Annotated in this window: 19 protein-coding genes; 3 read left to right on the forward strand and 16 right to left on the reverse strand. The window is 64.1% G+C overall.

Annotated elements, in window-relative coordinates:
* Positions 1–358 precede the first annotated feature (358 nt).
* Entirely contained in the window at positions 359–955 is a 597-nt protein-coding gene (locus tag GXY33_21545) for an SGNH/GDSL hydrolase family protein (GenBank protein NLX07732.1), read from the forward strand.
* A 43-nt stretch (positions 956–998) separates the two neighbouring features.
* On the opposite strand, the gene GXY33_21550 is transcribed toward GXY33_21545, so the two are convergent.
* Positions 999–2,243, reverse strand: a complete 1,245-nt coding sequence (locus GXY33_21550) for a hypothetical protein (protein NLX07733.1) — start codon at positions 2,241–2,243, stop codon at positions 999–1,001.
* Between the two features lie 151 nt (positions 2,244–2,394).
* Here GXY33_21550 and GXY33_21555 point away from each other — a divergent pair, with 151 nt between their 5' ends.
* Both GXY33_21555 and GXY33_21560 read left to right on the forward strand, forming a co-directional pair.
* Entirely contained in the window at positions 2,395–3,210 is an 816-nt protein-coding gene (locus GXY33_21555) for a helix-turn-helix transcriptional regulator (protein NLX07734.1), read from the forward strand.
* 255 nt (positions 3,211–3,465) lie between these two features.
* The gene (locus tag GXY33_21560) at positions 3,466–4,290 is read left to right on the forward strand and encodes a hypothetical protein (GenBank protein ID NLX07735.1); all 825 of its coding nucleotides are present in this window, start codon (positions 3,466–3,468) and stop codon (positions 4,288–4,290) included.
* A 96-nt stretch (positions 4,291–4,386) separates the two neighbouring features.
* Here the strand turns inward: GXY33_21560 and GXY33_21565 are convergent, their stop codons facing one another.
* The 15 genes from GXY33_21565 to GXY33_21635 form a co-directional block, all read right to left on the reverse strand.
* Positions 4,387–4,764: a pyridoxamine 5'-phosphate oxidase family protein gene (locus GXY33_21565; GenBank protein NLX07736.1), complete on the reverse strand. Its 378-nt coding sequence runs from the start codon at positions 4,762–4,764 to the stop codon at positions 4,387–4,389.
* A gap of 12 nt (positions 4,765–4,776) precedes the next feature.
* Positions 4,777–5,265: an NUDIX domain-containing protein gene (locus GXY33_21570; protein NLX07737.1), complete on the reverse strand. Its 489-nt coding sequence runs from the start codon at positions 5,263–5,265 to the stop codon at positions 4,777–4,779.
* A gap of 4 nt (positions 5,266–5,269) precedes the next feature.
* On the reverse strand, positions 5,270–6,106 hold the full coding sequence (locus GXY33_21575; protein NLX07738.1) for an MBL fold metallo-hydrolase: 837 nt from the start codon (positions 6,104–6,106) through the stop codon (positions 5,270–5,272).
* Positions 6,099–7,229, reverse strand: a complete 1,131-nt coding sequence (locus tag GXY33_21580; GenBank protein ID NLX07739.1) for an aminotransferase class I/II-fold pyridoxal phosphate-dependent enzyme — start codon at positions 7,227–7,229, stop codon at positions 6,099–6,101. The genes GXY33_21575 and GXY33_21580 overlap by 8 nt, the downstream gene beginning before the upstream one ends.
* 39 nt (positions 7,230–7,268) lie before the next feature.
* A complete protein-coding gene (locus GXY33_21585; protein NLX07740.1) occupies positions 7,269–7,601 on the reverse strand; it encodes a hypothetical protein in 333 nt (110 codons plus the stop codon).
* A gap of 1 nt (position 7,602) precedes the next feature.
* Complete coding sequence (gene hydG, locus GXY33_21590; GenBank protein NLX07741.1) at positions 7,603–9,105, reverse strand: [FeFe] hydrogenase H-cluster radical SAM maturase HydG; 1,503 nt, start codon at positions 9,103–9,105, stop codon at positions 7,603–7,605.
* The gene (locus GXY33_21595) at positions 9,105–10,979 is read right to left on the reverse strand and encodes a DUF4445 domain-containing protein (GenBank protein ID NLX07742.1); all 1,875 of its coding nucleotides are present in this window, start codon (positions 10,977–10,979) and stop codon (positions 9,105–9,107) included. Before GXY33_21595 ends, hydG begins: the two co-directional genes overlap by 1 nt.
* Positions 10,960–11,244, reverse strand: coding sequence for a hypothetical protein (locus GXY33_21600; protein ID NLX07743.1), 285 nt, complete (start codon positions 11,242–11,244; stop codon positions 10,960–10,962). Before GXY33_21600 ends, GXY33_21595 begins: the two co-directional genes overlap by 20 nt.
* Positions 11,241–11,849, reverse strand: a complete 609-nt coding sequence (locus GXY33_21605; protein NLX07744.1) for a class I SAM-dependent methyltransferase — start codon at positions 11,847–11,849, stop codon at positions 11,241–11,243. The genes GXY33_21600 and GXY33_21605 overlap by 4 nt, the downstream gene beginning before the upstream one ends.
* A 47-nt stretch (positions 11,850–11,896) precedes the next feature.
* Positions 11,897–12,799 (reverse strand): 4Fe-4S binding protein, encoded by a 903-nt coding sequence (locus GXY33_21610; GenBank protein NLX07745.1) that lies wholly within the window; start codon positions 12,797–12,799, stop codon positions 11,897–11,899.
* Between the two features lie 80 nt (positions 12,800–12,879).
* On the reverse strand, positions 12,880–13,194 hold the full coding sequence (locus tag GXY33_21615) for a J domain-containing protein (GenBank protein ID NLX07746.1): 315 nt from the start codon (positions 13,192–13,194) through the stop codon (positions 12,880–12,882).
* A 28-nt stretch (positions 13,195–13,222) separates the two neighbouring features.
* Positions 13,223–14,077, reverse strand: coding sequence for a P-loop NTPase (locus GXY33_21620; GenBank protein NLX07747.1), 855 nt, complete (start codon positions 14,075–14,077; stop codon positions 13,223–13,225).
* A 21-nt stretch (positions 14,078–14,098) separates the two neighbouring features.
* Complete coding sequence (locus tag GXY33_21625; GenBank protein ID NLX07748.1) at positions 14,099–14,272, reverse strand: 4Fe-4S binding protein; 174 nt, start codon at positions 14,270–14,272, stop codon at positions 14,099–14,101.
* Positions 14,273–14,352: 80 nt separating this feature from the next.
* On the reverse strand, positions 14,353–14,763 hold the full coding sequence (locus tag GXY33_21630; GenBank protein ID NLX07749.1) for a response regulator: 411 nt from the start codon (positions 14,761–14,763) through the stop codon (positions 14,353–14,355).
* Between the two features lie 27 nt (positions 14,764–14,790).
* On the reverse strand, positions 14,791–15,678 hold an 888-nt coding region (locus tag GXY33_21635; GenBank protein ID NLX07750.1), incomplete at its 5' end, for an FAD-dependent oxidoreductase.

A 15,678-nucleotide genomic window follows, 5' to 3' on the forward strand; every position in this document is an offset into this window, starting at 1 on the left:
CTTCACCCTGGAAAAGGCCAAACCCTACACCCTCCTGTACCTCCTGACGGAATAGAAGCCGGCGATAAACAGCTCTACCGTCGATCTCACCCAGGCCCGTTCACGACGTTGTGAACGGGGCTACGAACCGCGTCTTCTTTGCCTCCCGCCTGGTGGAACATCCCAGCCCATCGCGGCGTGGGTGTACCTGCGGTACTGCTGAGGGGGATGATCCCATCACCGTCTTGAACGCCCGTAACAAACCTACGAGTCTCTGACCGACATGAATTTCAAGATTGCCCCGTTCGTCGAAGGCGTTAAACTGGTGCCGGCAAAACGGTGATGGATAGATCAAGCTGTTAGTTAAAGGGTATCGTCCATGATCCAATACAGTAATGTCTTGTTCTTCGGCAACAGCATCACCAGGCACGCACCGGCCCCGGAGCTCGGCTGGCACGGCGATTGGGGAATGGCGGCCAGCGCCGAGGAAAACGACTACGTGCACGTGCTGATGCGAAAACTCCGGGAGGCAAAGCCTGATCTCTCGTTTGCGGCGCGAACCATCGCCGACTTTGAACGCAAATTCTGGGAGTACGACCTGGAGCGGCTCGCGGACGCCCGCGCGTGTCCCGCCGATCTGACGATCTTCCGGATCGGCGAAAACGTGGACGCGAAAGAAGCGGACACCCGCGGCTTCGGCCGACACTTCCTGCGGCTGATGGAATACATAGGCCCAAACCCGGAGGCGGCGCTCTGTGTCGGCAGCTTCTTCAACCATCCCAGCGCAAATCGCCAGATGAAGGAGGCCGCCGCCGAGTTCGGCTGCGAGTATCTGGACATCAGCCATCTCGACGCTGACGAGTACAAGGCAATCGGTCTGTTCGAGCACGAAGGTGTGGCGGCGCATCCCTGCGACCGCGGGATGAAGGCCATCGCCGAGGCGATCTGGGATGCCCTCAAAAAGAACCGAGCTTAACGGTGATGCACGCCGCTTCGGGCGGGCGGACCCGCAACAACGGTCATGATCTGCAATAGGACGCGATTTCCTGGCGAACGATGTCAGACCATCGTTTGAACCGTTGCGGCTGATTATTGACCGTGTGGGTGTCCTTCAGAACAAACGCGAGGTTCAGGTCGCCGGCGATTTCGAGCGTACGGCGGATGTCCTGCCGGATCGCGTCCTCCTCGAACTGGGAGGCGACGTAGCTGGGGTTTGGCTTTCGGCACAGGACGTAATTTCGGCCGTAGAGCTCGGCGCAGGTCTCCAGATCGGACCACGGCGAGACGGAGATGCAGCGGAGATTTCCGACCTGGCGTATCCACTCAAAGCGTCGTTCGACCGGCTCGCAGCAGCCGTAGTAGGTCAGGCCGAAGAGCTCCATCAGAGGTTTCTGGTACGGCCAGATGAATTCGGCGAACATCTCCGGCGAGACCCCGACCGTCTCCTGCGATTCGCTCAACCCCCAGAGATGCTTCAGCAGTACGGGAGAATCGGACGGCTCATCGGGTGAGGGTAACTCGCTGACGAACCCCAGATTGCCGGAACCGATCCCGTTGGCACCGGCGTTTCGACCGAGCAGTCCCTCGGATTGAAACTGAAGCAGAAGACTTTTCGTGTTGTCGGAGAGGAACTGCATCAGGGCCTTTAAATGATCCGGCTCGTCCACCATCGCCAGCATCAATTCCTCCAGGCCGATCAGGGCAATCGCGGTCATGGTCAGCCCGGTGGTCCAGAGCCCGTATCCCGGCGCCGGGCGAAGCGGGAGGATATCCCCGAAAAGATCGTTCAAATGGTCGATTTCTCGGGCGAGAGCGGCACGGTCGGCGGTAATCGTCTGATGACGGAGGCGTTTAAGGCCTTCGGCGAGATTGGTGATCGGCGGAATGTGCTTAAAGGCCCCGCCCTCAACCCCGGTCGACGCATTCTTAAATTCCACCCCGACGCCCGATGCGCTGTAATACCTGCCGCAGGTATAATAGGGCGAAATCACGCTATCATCGCCGAGACACTCGTACCGATAGATCGTCTGGCGCATCTCGAGTTCCTGCATCCGCGCGTCGGGATCGTCACAGGCCAGTTCGATGGTCCGGTCGATTTCCTTCCAAGATCCTTCGGGACCGACGAAAATCAACGGCCGGTCGCTGCGAAGGTCGTTCAAATCCTTCCATCGCCGGCGGCGCTCCTGCATGATCGGCAACTCGGAAATTTCGCGAATACGGCCCGCCAGGCCCCGTACTATGTCTCGGTCGTGTGATGAAAACATCGGTATCTCCATAAATAAACCATGGTAACCAGTGTATCCGCACAAAATGATTCTTGCGTTCCAAAATGTTCGGTGAAATAATTGAAACATGGCCCGTGACGAAAATTTATATTTCGCATTGAATGAACCGAAGCTTCGGCACTGCCCGCACGTGAAAATGTTCGGATACTGCCGGCTGCGGGGGGCTATGTGGCTCAGGCAGCACCTGGATGCCGGGATCGAGATTTGCCTGTTAGCCAAAGGACGGTTCGATTGGACGATCGAAGGCCGGTCGTATCAGATGCGGTCGAACGACTGCACGTTTACGCTTCCGTGGCAAAAGCATGGCGGAACGCACGGCCTGCTGGACGCGGGGGAATTATACTGGCTCATCATCGGGCCCCGGCGCTTCCGGCGCGACGGAGAACTGAAACTCGGGACCTGGTCACATCTGCCGGGCGAGGTCCAGAAGGACATCGGGCGAACGCTGTGCAACGCAGCCAATCCGTACATCGCCGCGGATGGATGGATTCGCCAGATCTTTCACGAGCTGAACGCGGCCTTCCGGTCGGGCGACACCTCGACGGCCTGGCGGATCAATCGCCTGGTCGACGAATTGCTGTACGCGGTGGCCAGAGGCGCAGCCGCCTCGCAGGTCGTCAGGCGGGACGTCTTGAATCTCGAGCAGGTGCGCCGGCGCGTGATGGAACAGATCGACCGGCGGTGGACCTTGGACGACCTGGTGGCGGTCACGGGATACGGTAAGACGCAGTTGACGTATCTGGTGCGCACGGCGACCGGACTGTCGCCGATGGCCATGGTCCGACGGCTGCGCGTGGATGCGGCCCAGCATTGGCTCAAGACGCCGACCCTGGAGATCACGGAGATCGCCTTACGGTGCGGCTTCCAGTCGAGCCAGCAGTTTGCCACGGTCTTCCGAAAACTCACCGGCCTGAGCCCGTCCGCGTGGCGGCAACAGAGAGAATAACACCCGATGCCGGGAACGCCATAGGATGGCACTGGCCTGAACTCCCGCCACCATCCACATCCATCCCGCCCAGCCGCCAGCCGCGCGTCCGATAAAACCGCCGATCCTGTGCCGCCAAGTCGCAGCCTACCGCACAATCGTTAGGTCTTGATTAAAACGAGTGCTTTTTGTACACTAACAACGGTGGCCGACGATGCCGCAAGGGCTCGAAGACCATCTAAGGGAGACACGAGGAAGGAGAGCGAGGAGAGAGAGATGAGAAATGTCTTGGTTCGGTTTTTGCCCGCCCTTTTCCTGCTTACCCTCTGCGCCCACGCCGCGGTGATCGAACTGCCGGAGGTGATCGAACTGGCGGACTTGAACTCCACAGCGTCCATCGACACAACCGGCGGCCGGGGCATGTTCAACTGGACCGTCAACGGCGTCGACCATCTGCAACAGCAGTGGTTCTGGATGCGGACGGGCCAGCAGCGAGAGTACGCCCTCGATGCCTTTGGCGGACCCGTCGCCGCGGTCGTCTCCGACCGCGATCTCAACGGCCACAACGACATGCTGTTCCTCAGGTACGACCACGGCCTCTACACGGTCGAGGTCTCCTACCTGCTGACCGGCGGCGAGGTCGGCAGCCGCGTCTCGGATATGGCTGAGACGATCAAGATCACAAGCCGGTCCCAGCAGCCCCTGGATCTGCGCTTCTTCCAGTACACCAACCTCAACCTCAGCGGCGCCGCCGGCGACGACACCGTCGAAGTGATCAACGCCAGCGCGGTCCAGCAACAGGATCCCTTCGCCGTCTTCACCGAAACCGTCGTCGCCCCGGATCCGAGCCGCCATGAAGTCAACGCCTGGCCCGCCACCCTCGACAAGCTCGAAGACGACCTCCCCTCAATCCTGGATAACGGCGGCGGACCGCTCACCGGCGACGCCACTTGGGCCTTCCAGTGGGACTTCGTCCTCGGACACTATGGCGATACCTTCCTCATCAGCAAGGACAAGCTTGTCACCACTCCCGAACCCGCCACTCTCGCCGTCCTCGCCTGCGGCGTCCTCCCGCTCATGCGCCGCCGGCGAAGATCCTAAGCGGGTAAGCGGAAAAGCCTTCGGCTTCGCGACTACAGGAAATCCACGCCGCGAGCAGGCCTCGCCGCCTGCCCATGGCGCTCGTTCACCCATCGCTCAGACGATCTTCCGCGCGCCGGAGTACGCCTCTTCCACCTTGAGCGCCGCCGCTGCGTGACCGGGATGCTTCGCCGGATTCCACTGCTTCATCGCGTCGAACACCTCGCCGCGGCGATGATATTCCAGCGTCCCTTTCACCTGATACGCCTTGCCGTCCTTCGTGATGAACAGCAATGACCCCTTGCCGCCGCGAAGGATGTTCCTCCGGGTCTTGTCGAAATAGTTGTCCGCCACCACCAACCGGTCCTCCCCGAACACGCCGACGCACGTGGCGTAAATAGCGTTGGGCACGCCGCCTTCATCCACCGTGGCCAACACCACCGGACCCTCGCGATCCTCCCACGCCTCACGCACCTCGCTTGGCAATGACGCCATCGGCAACTCCTTTCATTCCGTATCGCTTCCATCCGAAAGCAAAAACTGTCCTCGATATCGCCGAAAATCGGCCAGGGTCCCAACGTGGATTGCCGCCAGATTCTCCGGTAAGCCGTCCACCGGCCAGAACCGCACCTGCGACCCTTCAATCCCGTCCGCGACCGGCCGCCCCGTCCACTCGCGAACGACAAAGGCCACCGCAAACGCCTGCACCTGATCGCCGTTGGGATATGAAAACCGCTGCCTTCGGCCCGAGTACAAAGCCATCGGCTCCGCCCGCCGAACCCTCAGGCCCGTCTCCTCCAGCACCTCGCGATCAAGGGCCTCCAACGCGGTCTCATCCAACTCAACGCAGCCGCCCGGCAACCCCCAGCAATCCCCGTCCGTCCGCCTCTGCAAAAGCACCTCGTTCCGATCGTTGACGATGACCGCGCGAACCCCCGGCAGCAGCAGCCGCCGCACGCCCACCAACGCCCGAAGCTCCTGCGCGTACGTCGCCAACGCGTCAATCCTCCAACGCCAACACCGTGCCCACCGGACACGCCGAGCACCCGCCCGGAAACTCCCGCCACAACCACGCCGCCGCCTCAAAACCCGTGCAGTGACACGGCATCAACCGCCGAACGCCAAGCCGCCCAAGCTCCTCAACCGTCCGGGCCATCCGCCTCGCGCCCGCCGACAGCAGGTGCATCCCGCCCATCACCGTGTCGATCGGCCGATCGCCCGTCAACTCCCGGATATAGCGCAGCGTGTTGATCACCCCGGCATGTGCGCAGCCGAGAACCACCACCGTGCCCGACGCCGTCTCAATAAACGCCGACTGATCGTCCACCAGCAAATCGGGATCCGTACACGCCGAATCAGTGAAAAACGCCCCGCCGGTATCCTCGAAATCCGTCACTCTCGGCACCGGTCCGGTCAGACGAAGACCCTCCAACACTTCCGTCGGTCCTTCCGTCCAAACCAGTTCCGCACGTTCACGCAGGTCCGGATCCTCCCGCGACGGCATGCCGATGTCGCGGCCGCTGCCGTCCGGATTCCGCCCGTACTTGCCCGCGAACGCCACCGGATGGGCAAACACCCGCACGCGACCCGCCGCCTTCAGCACGCCAACCAAACCGCCCGTATGGTCGTAATGCCCATGACTCAGAACGATCGCATCGGCCGTCTTCAGCCGAACGCCCAGCTTTCGCGCATTGCCCTCCAGAACATGCCCCTGACCCGTGTCGAACAAAACCCGCTTCGACCCCAACTCGATCCAGAACGACAGACCATGCTCACCCAGCAGGCCGCGGCCGCCCGCCGTGTTCTCCACCAGAACCGTAACGCGACGCTCAGCCACCCGCCTTCACTCCCTGCGCCACACACGCCAATGCCTGACGAATGTCCTTGACCAGCCGTTCCGGCGGATCGATCCCGATCGACAGCCGAACCGTGTTCTTCCGAACCCCGAACGTCGTCCGCCGCTCCGGCGGCAGATACAGCATCGTCGTCAGATACGGAATGCAGATCAGCGACTCCGTCGCCCCCAGACTCACCGCGTGATAAATGTTCTGCAACGCCGCCACGAACCGCTTGGCGTCCTCCTCGTCCTCGCCCACGTCGAACGCCAGCATCCCGCCGAACCCCCGACGCATCTGGCGCGCCGCCACCGCGTGGTTCGCGTGACCCTCCAGCCCGGGATACGACAGCCCCGAAATCTTCGGCTGACCCGCCAGAAACTCCGCCACCGCCTGCGCCGCCCGCGCCATCGCCTCCGCCCGCAGCTCGAACGTCTTGAGCCCGCGATCCAGCAGAAACGCCGAGTACGCGTCCAGCGTCGTCCCGATCGCCTGCCGCGTAAACCACAGCCGGTTGTAGTCCTCCTTCGACCCCGCGATCGCACCCGCCATCAGATCGTTGTGGCCGCCCAGCGCCTTCGTCGCGCTGTGCACCACCAGATCCGCCCCCAACGCCAGCGGATTCTGATGGTACGGCGTCGCGAACGTGTTGTCCACCACCACCATCGCGCCCACCGCCGACGCCGCCTTCCGAACCGCCGCCACGTCGATCACCTTGCACAGCGGATTCGTCGGCGTCTCCAGAAAAATCATCCGCGTGTTCGACCGAAGATGCTCGCCGATCCGCACCGCGTCATCGGCGTCCACCCACGTGATCTCCACCCCCATCCGCTCCAAAATCAGCGACACCTTGTAGTTCGCCCCGTACGTGTCGTGAAAAATCAACAGATGGTCGCCCGCCTTCAGGTACGTCAAATACACCATCGTGCACGCCGCCATCCCGCTCGTGCACACCACGCAGTCCTCCGCCCCCTCCAGCGCGGCGATCTTCCGCTCCACCTCGCGAACCGTCGGATTGTCGTCCCGATGATACGTATACCCGTCGATCTCCCCGTCGGTGATCTGCCGAAGCACCTCGAACGAAAGGTACTCGTAGTTCACCGCGTTCACGATCGGCGTCACCATCGGCCGGTTGCGTACGGAGTCAATGGATCAGGAGCCATATCACGTGTTTCCTTTTTCATCAATACACCCGTCGCCCGCGGGCCCGGCGGCTTCCCTGTCCGCCAACTCCCGCTCCACGCGACGCACCGTCGCCTCCAGATCGTACCGCAACGCCTCACGCGCTTCCACCGTCAACTCGCCGTGCCACAGCAGAACCAGACTCTCCGAGAGTCGCAACGGCTCGGGCCGGTCGGCCTCCATCGGACCATAGCCCGCCAGAAAGTGGCGGCGAGGCCCCAGAACCTGCGCAAAATACGCCCGACGAAGACCCCACGCCTCGCACAGCCTCCGGCATTCAACCTCCAACGCCCGTTTCGTCGTCTCCGAAATCATTTCAAAAATGCAGATCCCTCCGCGATTCACGCTCCATCCGCTCCAGATGCGCCCGAACCTTCGGAGCCAGCGCGGACGCGTTCGCCTCCAGCCATTCCAGGTACCGCGGAATGATCGTCTCCCGCCCGATCCGCCGAACCGGCTCCGTGGCGTAGTCCGCCAGATACTCCTCAAACGTCAGAATCCCGTTGGCGACGCAGAAATTCTTCACCGTCGCGTGCTTCGCCAACGGCATGAAGTTCGCCCCCGTCCGGCCCTCGCGATACCCAGCCGTGCAGAACGACGGCAGATACCCTTCCCGGCACAAATCAAGAATGAAATCGTCCAGGCTGCGGGTGTCCGCCAGCATGAACTGCTGCCGGTCCGGAACGTGCTCGCGATCCATCTCCGCGTAGCCGCCCACCGCGATCCGCGAACCGGCGTCCATCTGCGAAACCCCGCCCTGGCGAATCACCTCCCGCCGCAGCTCCGGCCGCTCCTGCGCCGTCAGAATCGATCCCGTGTACGGGCACATCAGCCGGATGACCGCCACGATCTTGCGAAAATCATCGTCGCTGACCCGGTGGGGCGACCCGGTGGCGATCGGCGTGTTGAGCGCCGGCTCCAGCCGAGGATACGAAATGGTGTGCGGGCCCACCCCGAACGCCTGCTCCAACGCCATCGCGTGATACAACAATCCCAGCAGCTCGAACCGCCAGTCGTACAAACCGAACAAAACCCCCAACGCCACGTCGTCGATGCCCGCCTCCTGCGCGCGGTGCAGCGAGAAAACACGCCAGTCAAACTCCCCCTTCAGCGTCCCGGCCGGATGCAGCTTCCGGTACGTCGGGCGATGGTACGTCTCCTGGAACACCTGGTACGTCCCGATCCCCACCGAACGAACCGCCTTGTACTCCTCCACGAACAACGGCGCCGCGTTCACGTTCGCCCGGCGAATCTCTCCCGGTCCGCTCTTGACCTGATACGCCGCCTCCACCGTGCGGCACATGTACTCGCAGTCGCTCGCCGGATGCTCGCCGTAGACCATGATCAGCCGCTTGTGACCCGCCCGCACCAGCGCCGTCAACTCCGCCCGCAGCTCCGCCATGTCCAGCGTGCGCCTCTGAACGTCCCTGTTGCCGCTGCGGAACCCGCAATACGCGCAGTTGTTGACGCACGGGCTCGATACGTACAACGGGGCAAACAGAACGATACGATTGCCGTACACCGTCCGCTTGATCCAGTCCGCCGTCTCGAAAACCGCCTGCCAGAGCTGCGGATCCTGCACGTTCGCCAGCACGGCCACGTCCTCGGGGCTCAGCAAGGCCCCGCTCGTCGCGTTCTGCCGGGCCTTCGCCAGAATGTCCTCCACCGTCTTCGGCTCGCTTGACCGATGACGAACCAGCAACTCCTCAATCGCGGCCTCGTCGATGAAGTCCTCGTACGACCGCCGATCCTCCCATCGCCGGACCCGCTCAAGCCGCTCTTCCTGCCACGTCCTCTCGCCGGCTTCCAACGTGCTCATCACTGCTCCGTCTCTCCCGCATGCTCCCCTTCCGGAAAAACCATCGCTTCCGCGAATTCCATCTGAAAGTCCATGTCCACCGACAACTCCACGTGACGCGTCCGCCGCGCCAGCTCCTCCGCGTGACGCCGGGCGCTCACCGACAGCAGCACCCAACGCGCTCCCGCCAGCGAAACGTTCCCCACGTAGTGAATCCGCCGATGGTCGATCTCCTGCGGAATCAGCCCGATCCGCTGCGCCTGGTTTCGCCGGATGAAACTCCCGAACCCGCCCGCGATCAGCACCGATTTAAGGTCCGACGCCTTTAATCCCGCCTGACGCAACAAAATCGAAATCCCCGCCCGAATCGCCCCGCAGCCCAACTGCAGCTCGCGAACGTCCCGCTGCGTCAACGTGATCGCCCGGTGGCTCGTCCCGATCTCCGGTTCGGCCAGCACAAACTCCGTCCGCCCGTCACCGTCCTGCTGCACCCGACCGGCCAGCGAGGCCGACAGACCCGCCGGCAGCTCATCCGCCGGCCGCAGACGCCCCTCCGGCGAGACGATCCCCTGACGCAGCAACTCCGCCGCCAGATCGATCAGCCCGCTTCCGCAGACGCCCGTCGGCGCCGCGTTCCCGATCACGCCCAACTGAACGTCGCCGTCCAGCACCACCTTCTCGATCGCACCGCGAGTCCCGCGCATCCCGCAACTGATCCGCGCCCCCTCAAACGCCGGACCCGCCGCCGTCGATGCCGCCAGCAACTGCCCGTCGTGCATCAATACGATCTCGCCGTTCGTGCCGATGTCCACCATCAGCACCGGCCCTTCCTGCGCGTCGATCTGAGTCGCCAGCATGCCCGCCACCGTATCGCCGCCCACGAACCCCCCGATCACCGGAAACACGTACACCGAACCGTGCGGATTGATCGGCACCTCCAGATCGCGCGCCGATAGCAGCAGACCGCGGGCGTACGCCGGTGCGAACGGCACCTCGCCCAACTGCGACGGGTCCACCCCGCACAGCAGGTGCTGCATCGTCGTGTTGCCGGCAAACGCCGCCTCGTAAATGTGCTGCGGATCCACCCCCGACTCCTGGCTCAACGCCTCGATCATCCGGCCCGCCTCCTCGATCACCGCCCGCCGCAACTCGTCCAGGCAGTGATGGCACGAAGCCGAATGCTTGATCCGCGACAGCACGTCATCCCCGAAACTCACCTGCGGATTCATCCGCGACACCGTCGCCACCTCCGCGCCCGATCCCAGATCCAGCAGCGACGCCACCATCGTCGTCGTCCCGATGTCGAACGCGACGCCGAAACACTGCCCCGTCGTATCGCCCGCCTCGAAATCGACCAACTGACCGTCCGAGAGCACCGCCGTACCCTTGAAACCCTGATCGCGAAGCCGCCGCGGCGCCAACCGCAGCATCGCCAGCCCAACCTTGAACGGACCCGTCGCACCCTCGAGCCGAAGCAGGTCCGGCACGTCGTCCTCCAACGTCGGCGGCGTCAGCTCCACGTACACCTTGCGAATCGGAGGAAGAAGCTCCCGCGGCCCGCCCACCGTCGAACTCCCCAGAATCTGATGGTCGCCGCCGAACAGCGACGCCGACGGAACCTCGATCACCATGTCCCCTCGCACCCGATTCTGACACGCCAGCCGCCAACCGCCGTCCAGCTCCTTGGCGGAAAAAACCCGCCGATCCGCCTGCGTCGGCGCCTCCGCCCCGCGTACCACCTGCACGCGGCACTTCCCGCACGTCCCAACCCCGCCGCACGGCGTGTCAACGATCAATCCCGCCCCGGCCGCCGCCTCCAACAAAGTCGTCTCCGGCAAAACCGACACGCTCCGACCCTGCGGCTGAAATGTCACTCTATGCTGACTGCTCGACATCGCTGTTTCCTTCCGACGGCCCGATCGACGGGCACGCGTTTGAAGCCTTCAAAACCAGAACAACCTCGTGGTCATGGGCAACGCCCTTGAACGCGTTGCCGACCGCCGCCAGTACCTCATCCACCCCACCCGCCAGCGTCGTGCTCATCGCGCCCTCACGCACCGTCAAATCGTCCCCCTTCAGCTCGTCCACGAAACGGCGAATCACCCCGCCCACCGCATCGGTGCGAAGGGGATACAGACTCATCTCAGCCTGCACCTTCATCGTCGGACCTCCGCGACAATTAGTGGCCCTTCAAGCCCGTTCCGCGACCGCCGGTCCCGCCCGCAACTGGCCGACGCAACCATCCGAACCCCTCCATACGGCGACAACAGCCGTCGCAACTCCGCCGGAGCAAACAGACGACCGAAAACGTACGGCGACTTCCCCTTCGCCAGCCGACGCCGATTCAACGGCGATAGCCGATTCAATACCCCAACCACCAAACTCCCGCCCGGTCGCACGCATCGGGCCATCTCCCGCACCGCCAACGCCGGATCGCCCACGAACTCCAGTGTGGCCATCGCCGCCGACACGTCGAACGCCCCGTCCTCAAACGGCAGCGCGCACGCGTCACCAACCTCAAACCGACACCCGCCAGCCGATCCTCGCGCCACCGCGATCATCTCCGCCGACACGTCCACGCCAACCACCTCGTAACCCATCGACGCAAAAAACGAACACCAATGCCCGGTTCCGCAGCCGACCTCCAACAGCCGCTGACCGGGCCGCGCCCGCTGCAGCAGATGCCGCACATCCCACTTCTGCACCCGGTCGTACGCTCGACCAGCCGGCGTATCGTACCACCGATCGTATTCGCGCGCCAACACGCCAAAATCGAACAACGTTGAGCAAGACCGAGCCTTCATCTCTGGCATCACGCCTTCTCGCCGACCAGCGCATCCTTCACCGCACTCCACACCGCCCGGATATCGGCGGCGCAGCCGTCCTCCTGGTACTCCACCACCGCCTGCCCGGCGATCTGGGCCTGCGTGACCGCCCGATCGTACCGAACCCAGCCCGCTGACTCAATCCCCCGCTCCCGCGCCGCCCGCTCAATCTCCTCGGCCACCTCCGGGTTCAAATCCCACTTGTTCACGCACACCAACGCCGCAACGCCGAAGTGCCGCGTCAAATCCGCCACCCGATTCATGTCGTGCAAACCGCTCAGCGTCGGCTCCGTCACCACCAGCACCATATCCACCCCGCCGATCGACGCGATCACCGGACATCCGATCCCCGGCGACCCGTCGATGATGATCAAATCCCGCTTCCGCTCCTCCGCCACCTCCCGAGCCTGCTTGCGAACCGTGCTCACCAGCTTGCCCGAATTCTCCTCCGCCACCCCCAGCTTCGCGTGGACCATCGGCCCGAAACGCGTCTCCGATACGTACCACTCGCCGTTGACCGCCGGACCGAAATCGATCGCCTTCGTCGGACAAAACCACGCACAGACCCCGCAGCCCTCGCACGCCACCGGGTCGATCCGATACGTCCGACCGATCACGTCGTTGGCCGGACCGTCAAACTCCACCGCTCCAAACCGGCACAGATCCAGACACTTTCCGCACCCGGCGCACTCCTCCGCGATCACCCGCGCACGCTTCCCGCCCGAAAACGGCTCGCAACGCCGGACCGTCGGCGACAGCACCAAGTGCAGGTCCGCTGCGTCCACGTCGCAGTCCGCCAGAACCGCTCCCTCAGCCAACGCCGCGAACGACGCCACCACCGACGTCTTACCCGTCCCGCCCTTGCCGCTGATCACCACCAGTTCCTTCACCTTCGATTCCATCGGCTCGCTATCCTTCGCACAATGCGTTGTCAAACATCCTGCGCCCGCCTGGACCAACACCTCAGCGGCTACAGAAAACCATCGAAAAACTCCTCGCGACACCAGCACCAGTAACCCCACGCGCTGTCCCGCTGATGCTTCTCGTCCGTCGTGCCCTCCGACGAAACGCCCACGCGACCCAACTCGTCGCACGCCTCGCCGCGACTCAAAAAACGATACGCGCAATGAATCAGCCGAAACCGCTCCGCCGCCCCCTTATCCTGAGGATTCGCGTCCGGATGGTGCGCCAGACTCGCCCGCCGATACGCCTGACGGATCGCCGCCGCGTCGGCCTCCTCCGAAACACCCAGAACGGCACGCGCCTTCCGCTCACGCTCACGCAACCGCTCGATGTCCGCCTGCCAGTCCTTCTCAGCCACGACCGACCGTCCTTTCCTCCAGCCGATCCAGCAAGCCCTCGTACAGCCGCCGGTACTCCGGCAACGCGTCGCACACCATCTCCCCGCGCGAATACGCCTCCGCGATCCGCCGGTCGTCCGGAATCTCAGCCAGGACCTCAATCCCCTCCGCCGCACAGTACACGCTCGTCTGCGCGTCCCCGCTGTCCGACCGGTTGATCACCACCCCGAACGGCCGCTCCAACGCCCGAACCATCTCCACCGCCAGCTTCAAATCCCACAGACCGAACGGCGTCGGCTCCGTCACCAGCACCGCGAAATCCGCGTCCCGAATCGTCTCGATCACCGGACACGACGTCCCCGGCGGCGCGTCGAAAATCACCACCTCCGCCGACGGACCCGCCTGCTTCACCTGCCGAATCAACGGCGGACTCATCGCCTCCCCCACGTTCAGTACGCCGTGCACGAACGCCACCCCGTCCGATCTCCCGATCGCCAACTGACCGATCTCCCGATTCCCCGGACTGATCGCGCCCGCCTTGCACACCAGCCAGCATCCGGCGCAGCCGTGGCACAGCTCCGGAAACACCAGCGGCTTGCCGCCCAAACACACAATCGCGCTGTACTGGCAGATCTTCGCGCACTGCCCGCACGAAGTGCACCGATCCGCCTCCACCTCGGGAATCTGCCGATGCACCAACCGCGTCTCCTCGATCGACGGCTTCAAAAAAACGTGCCCGTTCGGCTCCTCCACATCGCAGTCGATATACGCCGCCGATCGGCCGCGAGACGACACCGTCTTCGCCAGGTTCGTCGCCACCGTCGTCTTGCCCGTCCCGCCTTTTCCGCTCGCAATCGCTATCTTCATCCCTGCCTTCCATTCAACGCGCTACGGCACGCAAATCGCCTCGTTCGGACACTCATCCACGCACACCGCGCAGCCGGTGCACCGCTCGGCGTCCACCGTCGCCAAACCACCCTCGATGCGGATCGCCTCACGCGGGCATGCCTCCACGCAAATGCCGCATCCGCTGCATCGCTCGCCGTCAACCTGAACCGCCATCTGGCGTTCTCTCCTTATAGTATTCTATCCAATCGCCGCTGCGACTTCCCCCGCTCCGTCAAACGCGGGCGGTGACGCGGTCATAGCGGCGAATCCGGCGTCTCCCGACGCAATCCCAGCATGTCCCGGACCTTCTCCACCAGCACCTCGCACGAAACCGGCTTGTCCAGAAACGCATCCACCGGCAGATGCTGCTGGTCGGGAACGAAACGATACGGCGGCTGCTTGACGTCGTGCACCGCACTGAGCATCAGGATCGGCAGGTCGCGCATCTCGAGCTCCTCCCGAATCCGCCGCGCCGCCTCGAAACCCTCGTACTCGCTGGGCATCAAAACGTCCAGAATCACCAGGTCCGCCCCCTCCGACCGAAGCCGCTCCACCCCCTCGTCGGCGTCCGCCGCCTCGCCCACCTCAAATCCCGCCTGCTCCAGCGGAGCCCGGCAGATCGTCCGGCAATCCGAATCGTCGTCGATAATCAGTATTCTCGGCATGGAATCTCCTCTCCGGGACCAAGCCCGTCACGCCATGGCGGCGATCGCCGCCTCCGCTGCGTTCACAAACTGGTACGCGATCGGCGACGCCGTCAACGCCGGGTGCGTCCCCGTCTGGAACATGGCGATGTCCTCAGCCGTCATCCGACGCTGAACGCACGCGCTGATCGTATTGATCACCTCGCCCGCCGCCTTGTCCCCCATCACCTGGCCGCCCAGAATAACCCCCGTCCGCTTCTCGAACACCAGTTTCACCTTCATCGCCTGCATGCCCGGCATCCCGCCGGGATGGCGGTTCGGCGCCTCCGCCGTCCCCACCACGTACCGGTACCCGTGCCGCGCCGCCAGGGCCTCCGTCAACCCCGCCGTCGCGAATGCCGTCTCTCCGATCGCCGTCGACCAGACGCCCACCGTCCCGATATTCTCCCGCCGCGTGCCAAACAGATTCGCCCCCGCGATCCGCGCCTCCGCCGTCGCGATCGACGCCAGCTTCAGCGGCGACGGGCCGCCGCCGAAAAACGAACTCTTCTCCGCGCAATCGCCGCACGCGTAAATCCGCGGGTCGGTCGTCCGCATCGTCCGGTCCACCGCGACCCCGCCCGTCGCGCCCAGCCGAAGCCCAGCGTCCCTCGCCAACCGCACGTCCGCCGTCGCCCCCGCCCCCACGATCACCGCCTGAGCCGGCAGCACCCGCCCGTCCACCAGCTCAACCCCCTCAACCCGATCCTTGCCCACCACCCGCTTGACCTTCACGCTCGTCACCGTCGCGATCCCGCGCTCGTGCAGCAACGCCTCCGCCCGGGTGCAGAACTCCTCGTCGTACGCCAGCATCAGACAGTGCGGCAGCATCTCCACCACCGTCACTTTCGCCTTCAGACTCTTGCGGCACTCATCGGCGAACTCCACCCCGATAAA

The sequence above is a fragment of the Phycisphaerae bacterium genome (assembly GCA_012729815.1).
GTDB lineage: Bacteria > Planctomycetota > Phycisphaerae > JAAYCJ01 > JAAYCJ01 > JAAYCJ01.

Bases quoted from the DNA above. Each gene is read 5' to 3' on its own strand.
- GXY33_21545 (NLX07732.1), top strand. From the start codon at position 359: ATGATCCAATACAGTAATGTCTTGTTCTTCGGCAACAGCATCACCAGG.
- GXY33_21550 (NLX07733.1), bottom strand. From the start codon at position 2,243: ATGTTTTCATCACACGACCGAGACATAGTACGGGGCCTGGCGGGCCGT.
- GXY33_21560 (NLX07735.1), top strand. From the start codon at position 3,466: ATGAGAAATGTCTTGGTTCGGTTTTTGCCCGCCCTTTTCCTGCTTACC.
- GXY33_21565 (NLX07736.1), bottom strand. From the start codon at position 4,764: ATGGCGTCATTGCCAAGCGAGGTGCGTGAGGCGTGGGAGGATCGCGAG.
- GXY33_21580 (NLX07739.1), bottom strand. From the start codon at position 7,229: ATGGTGACGCCGATCGTGAACGCGGTGAACTACGAGTACCTTTCGTTC.
- GXY33_21585 (NLX07740.1), bottom strand. From the start codon at position 7,601: ATGATTTCGGAGACGACGAAACGGGCGTTGGAGGTTGAATGCCGGAGG.
- hydG (NLX07741.1), bottom strand. From the start codon at position 9,105: ATGAGCACGTTGGAAGCCGGCGAGAGGACGTGGCAGGAAGAGCGGCTT.
- GXY33_21595 (NLX07742.1), bottom strand. From the start codon at position 10,979: ATGTCGAGCAGTCAGCATAGAGTGACATTTCAGCCGCAGGGTCGGAGC.
- GXY33_21600 (NLX07743.1), bottom strand. From the start codon at position 11,244: ATGAAGGTGCAGGCTGAGATGAGTCTGTATCCCCTTCGCACCGATGCG.
- GXY33_21620 (NLX07747.1), bottom strand. From the start codon at position 14,077: ATGAAGATAGCGATTGCGAGCGGAAAAGGCGGGACGGGCAAGACGACG.
- GXY33_21625 (NLX07748.1), bottom strand. From the start codon at position 14,272: ATGGCGGTTCAGGTTGACGGCGAGCGATGCAGCGGATGCGGCATTTGC.
- GXY33_21630 (NLX07749.1), bottom strand. From the start codon at position 14,763: ATGCCGAGAATACTGATTATCGACGACGATTCGGATTGCCGGACGATC.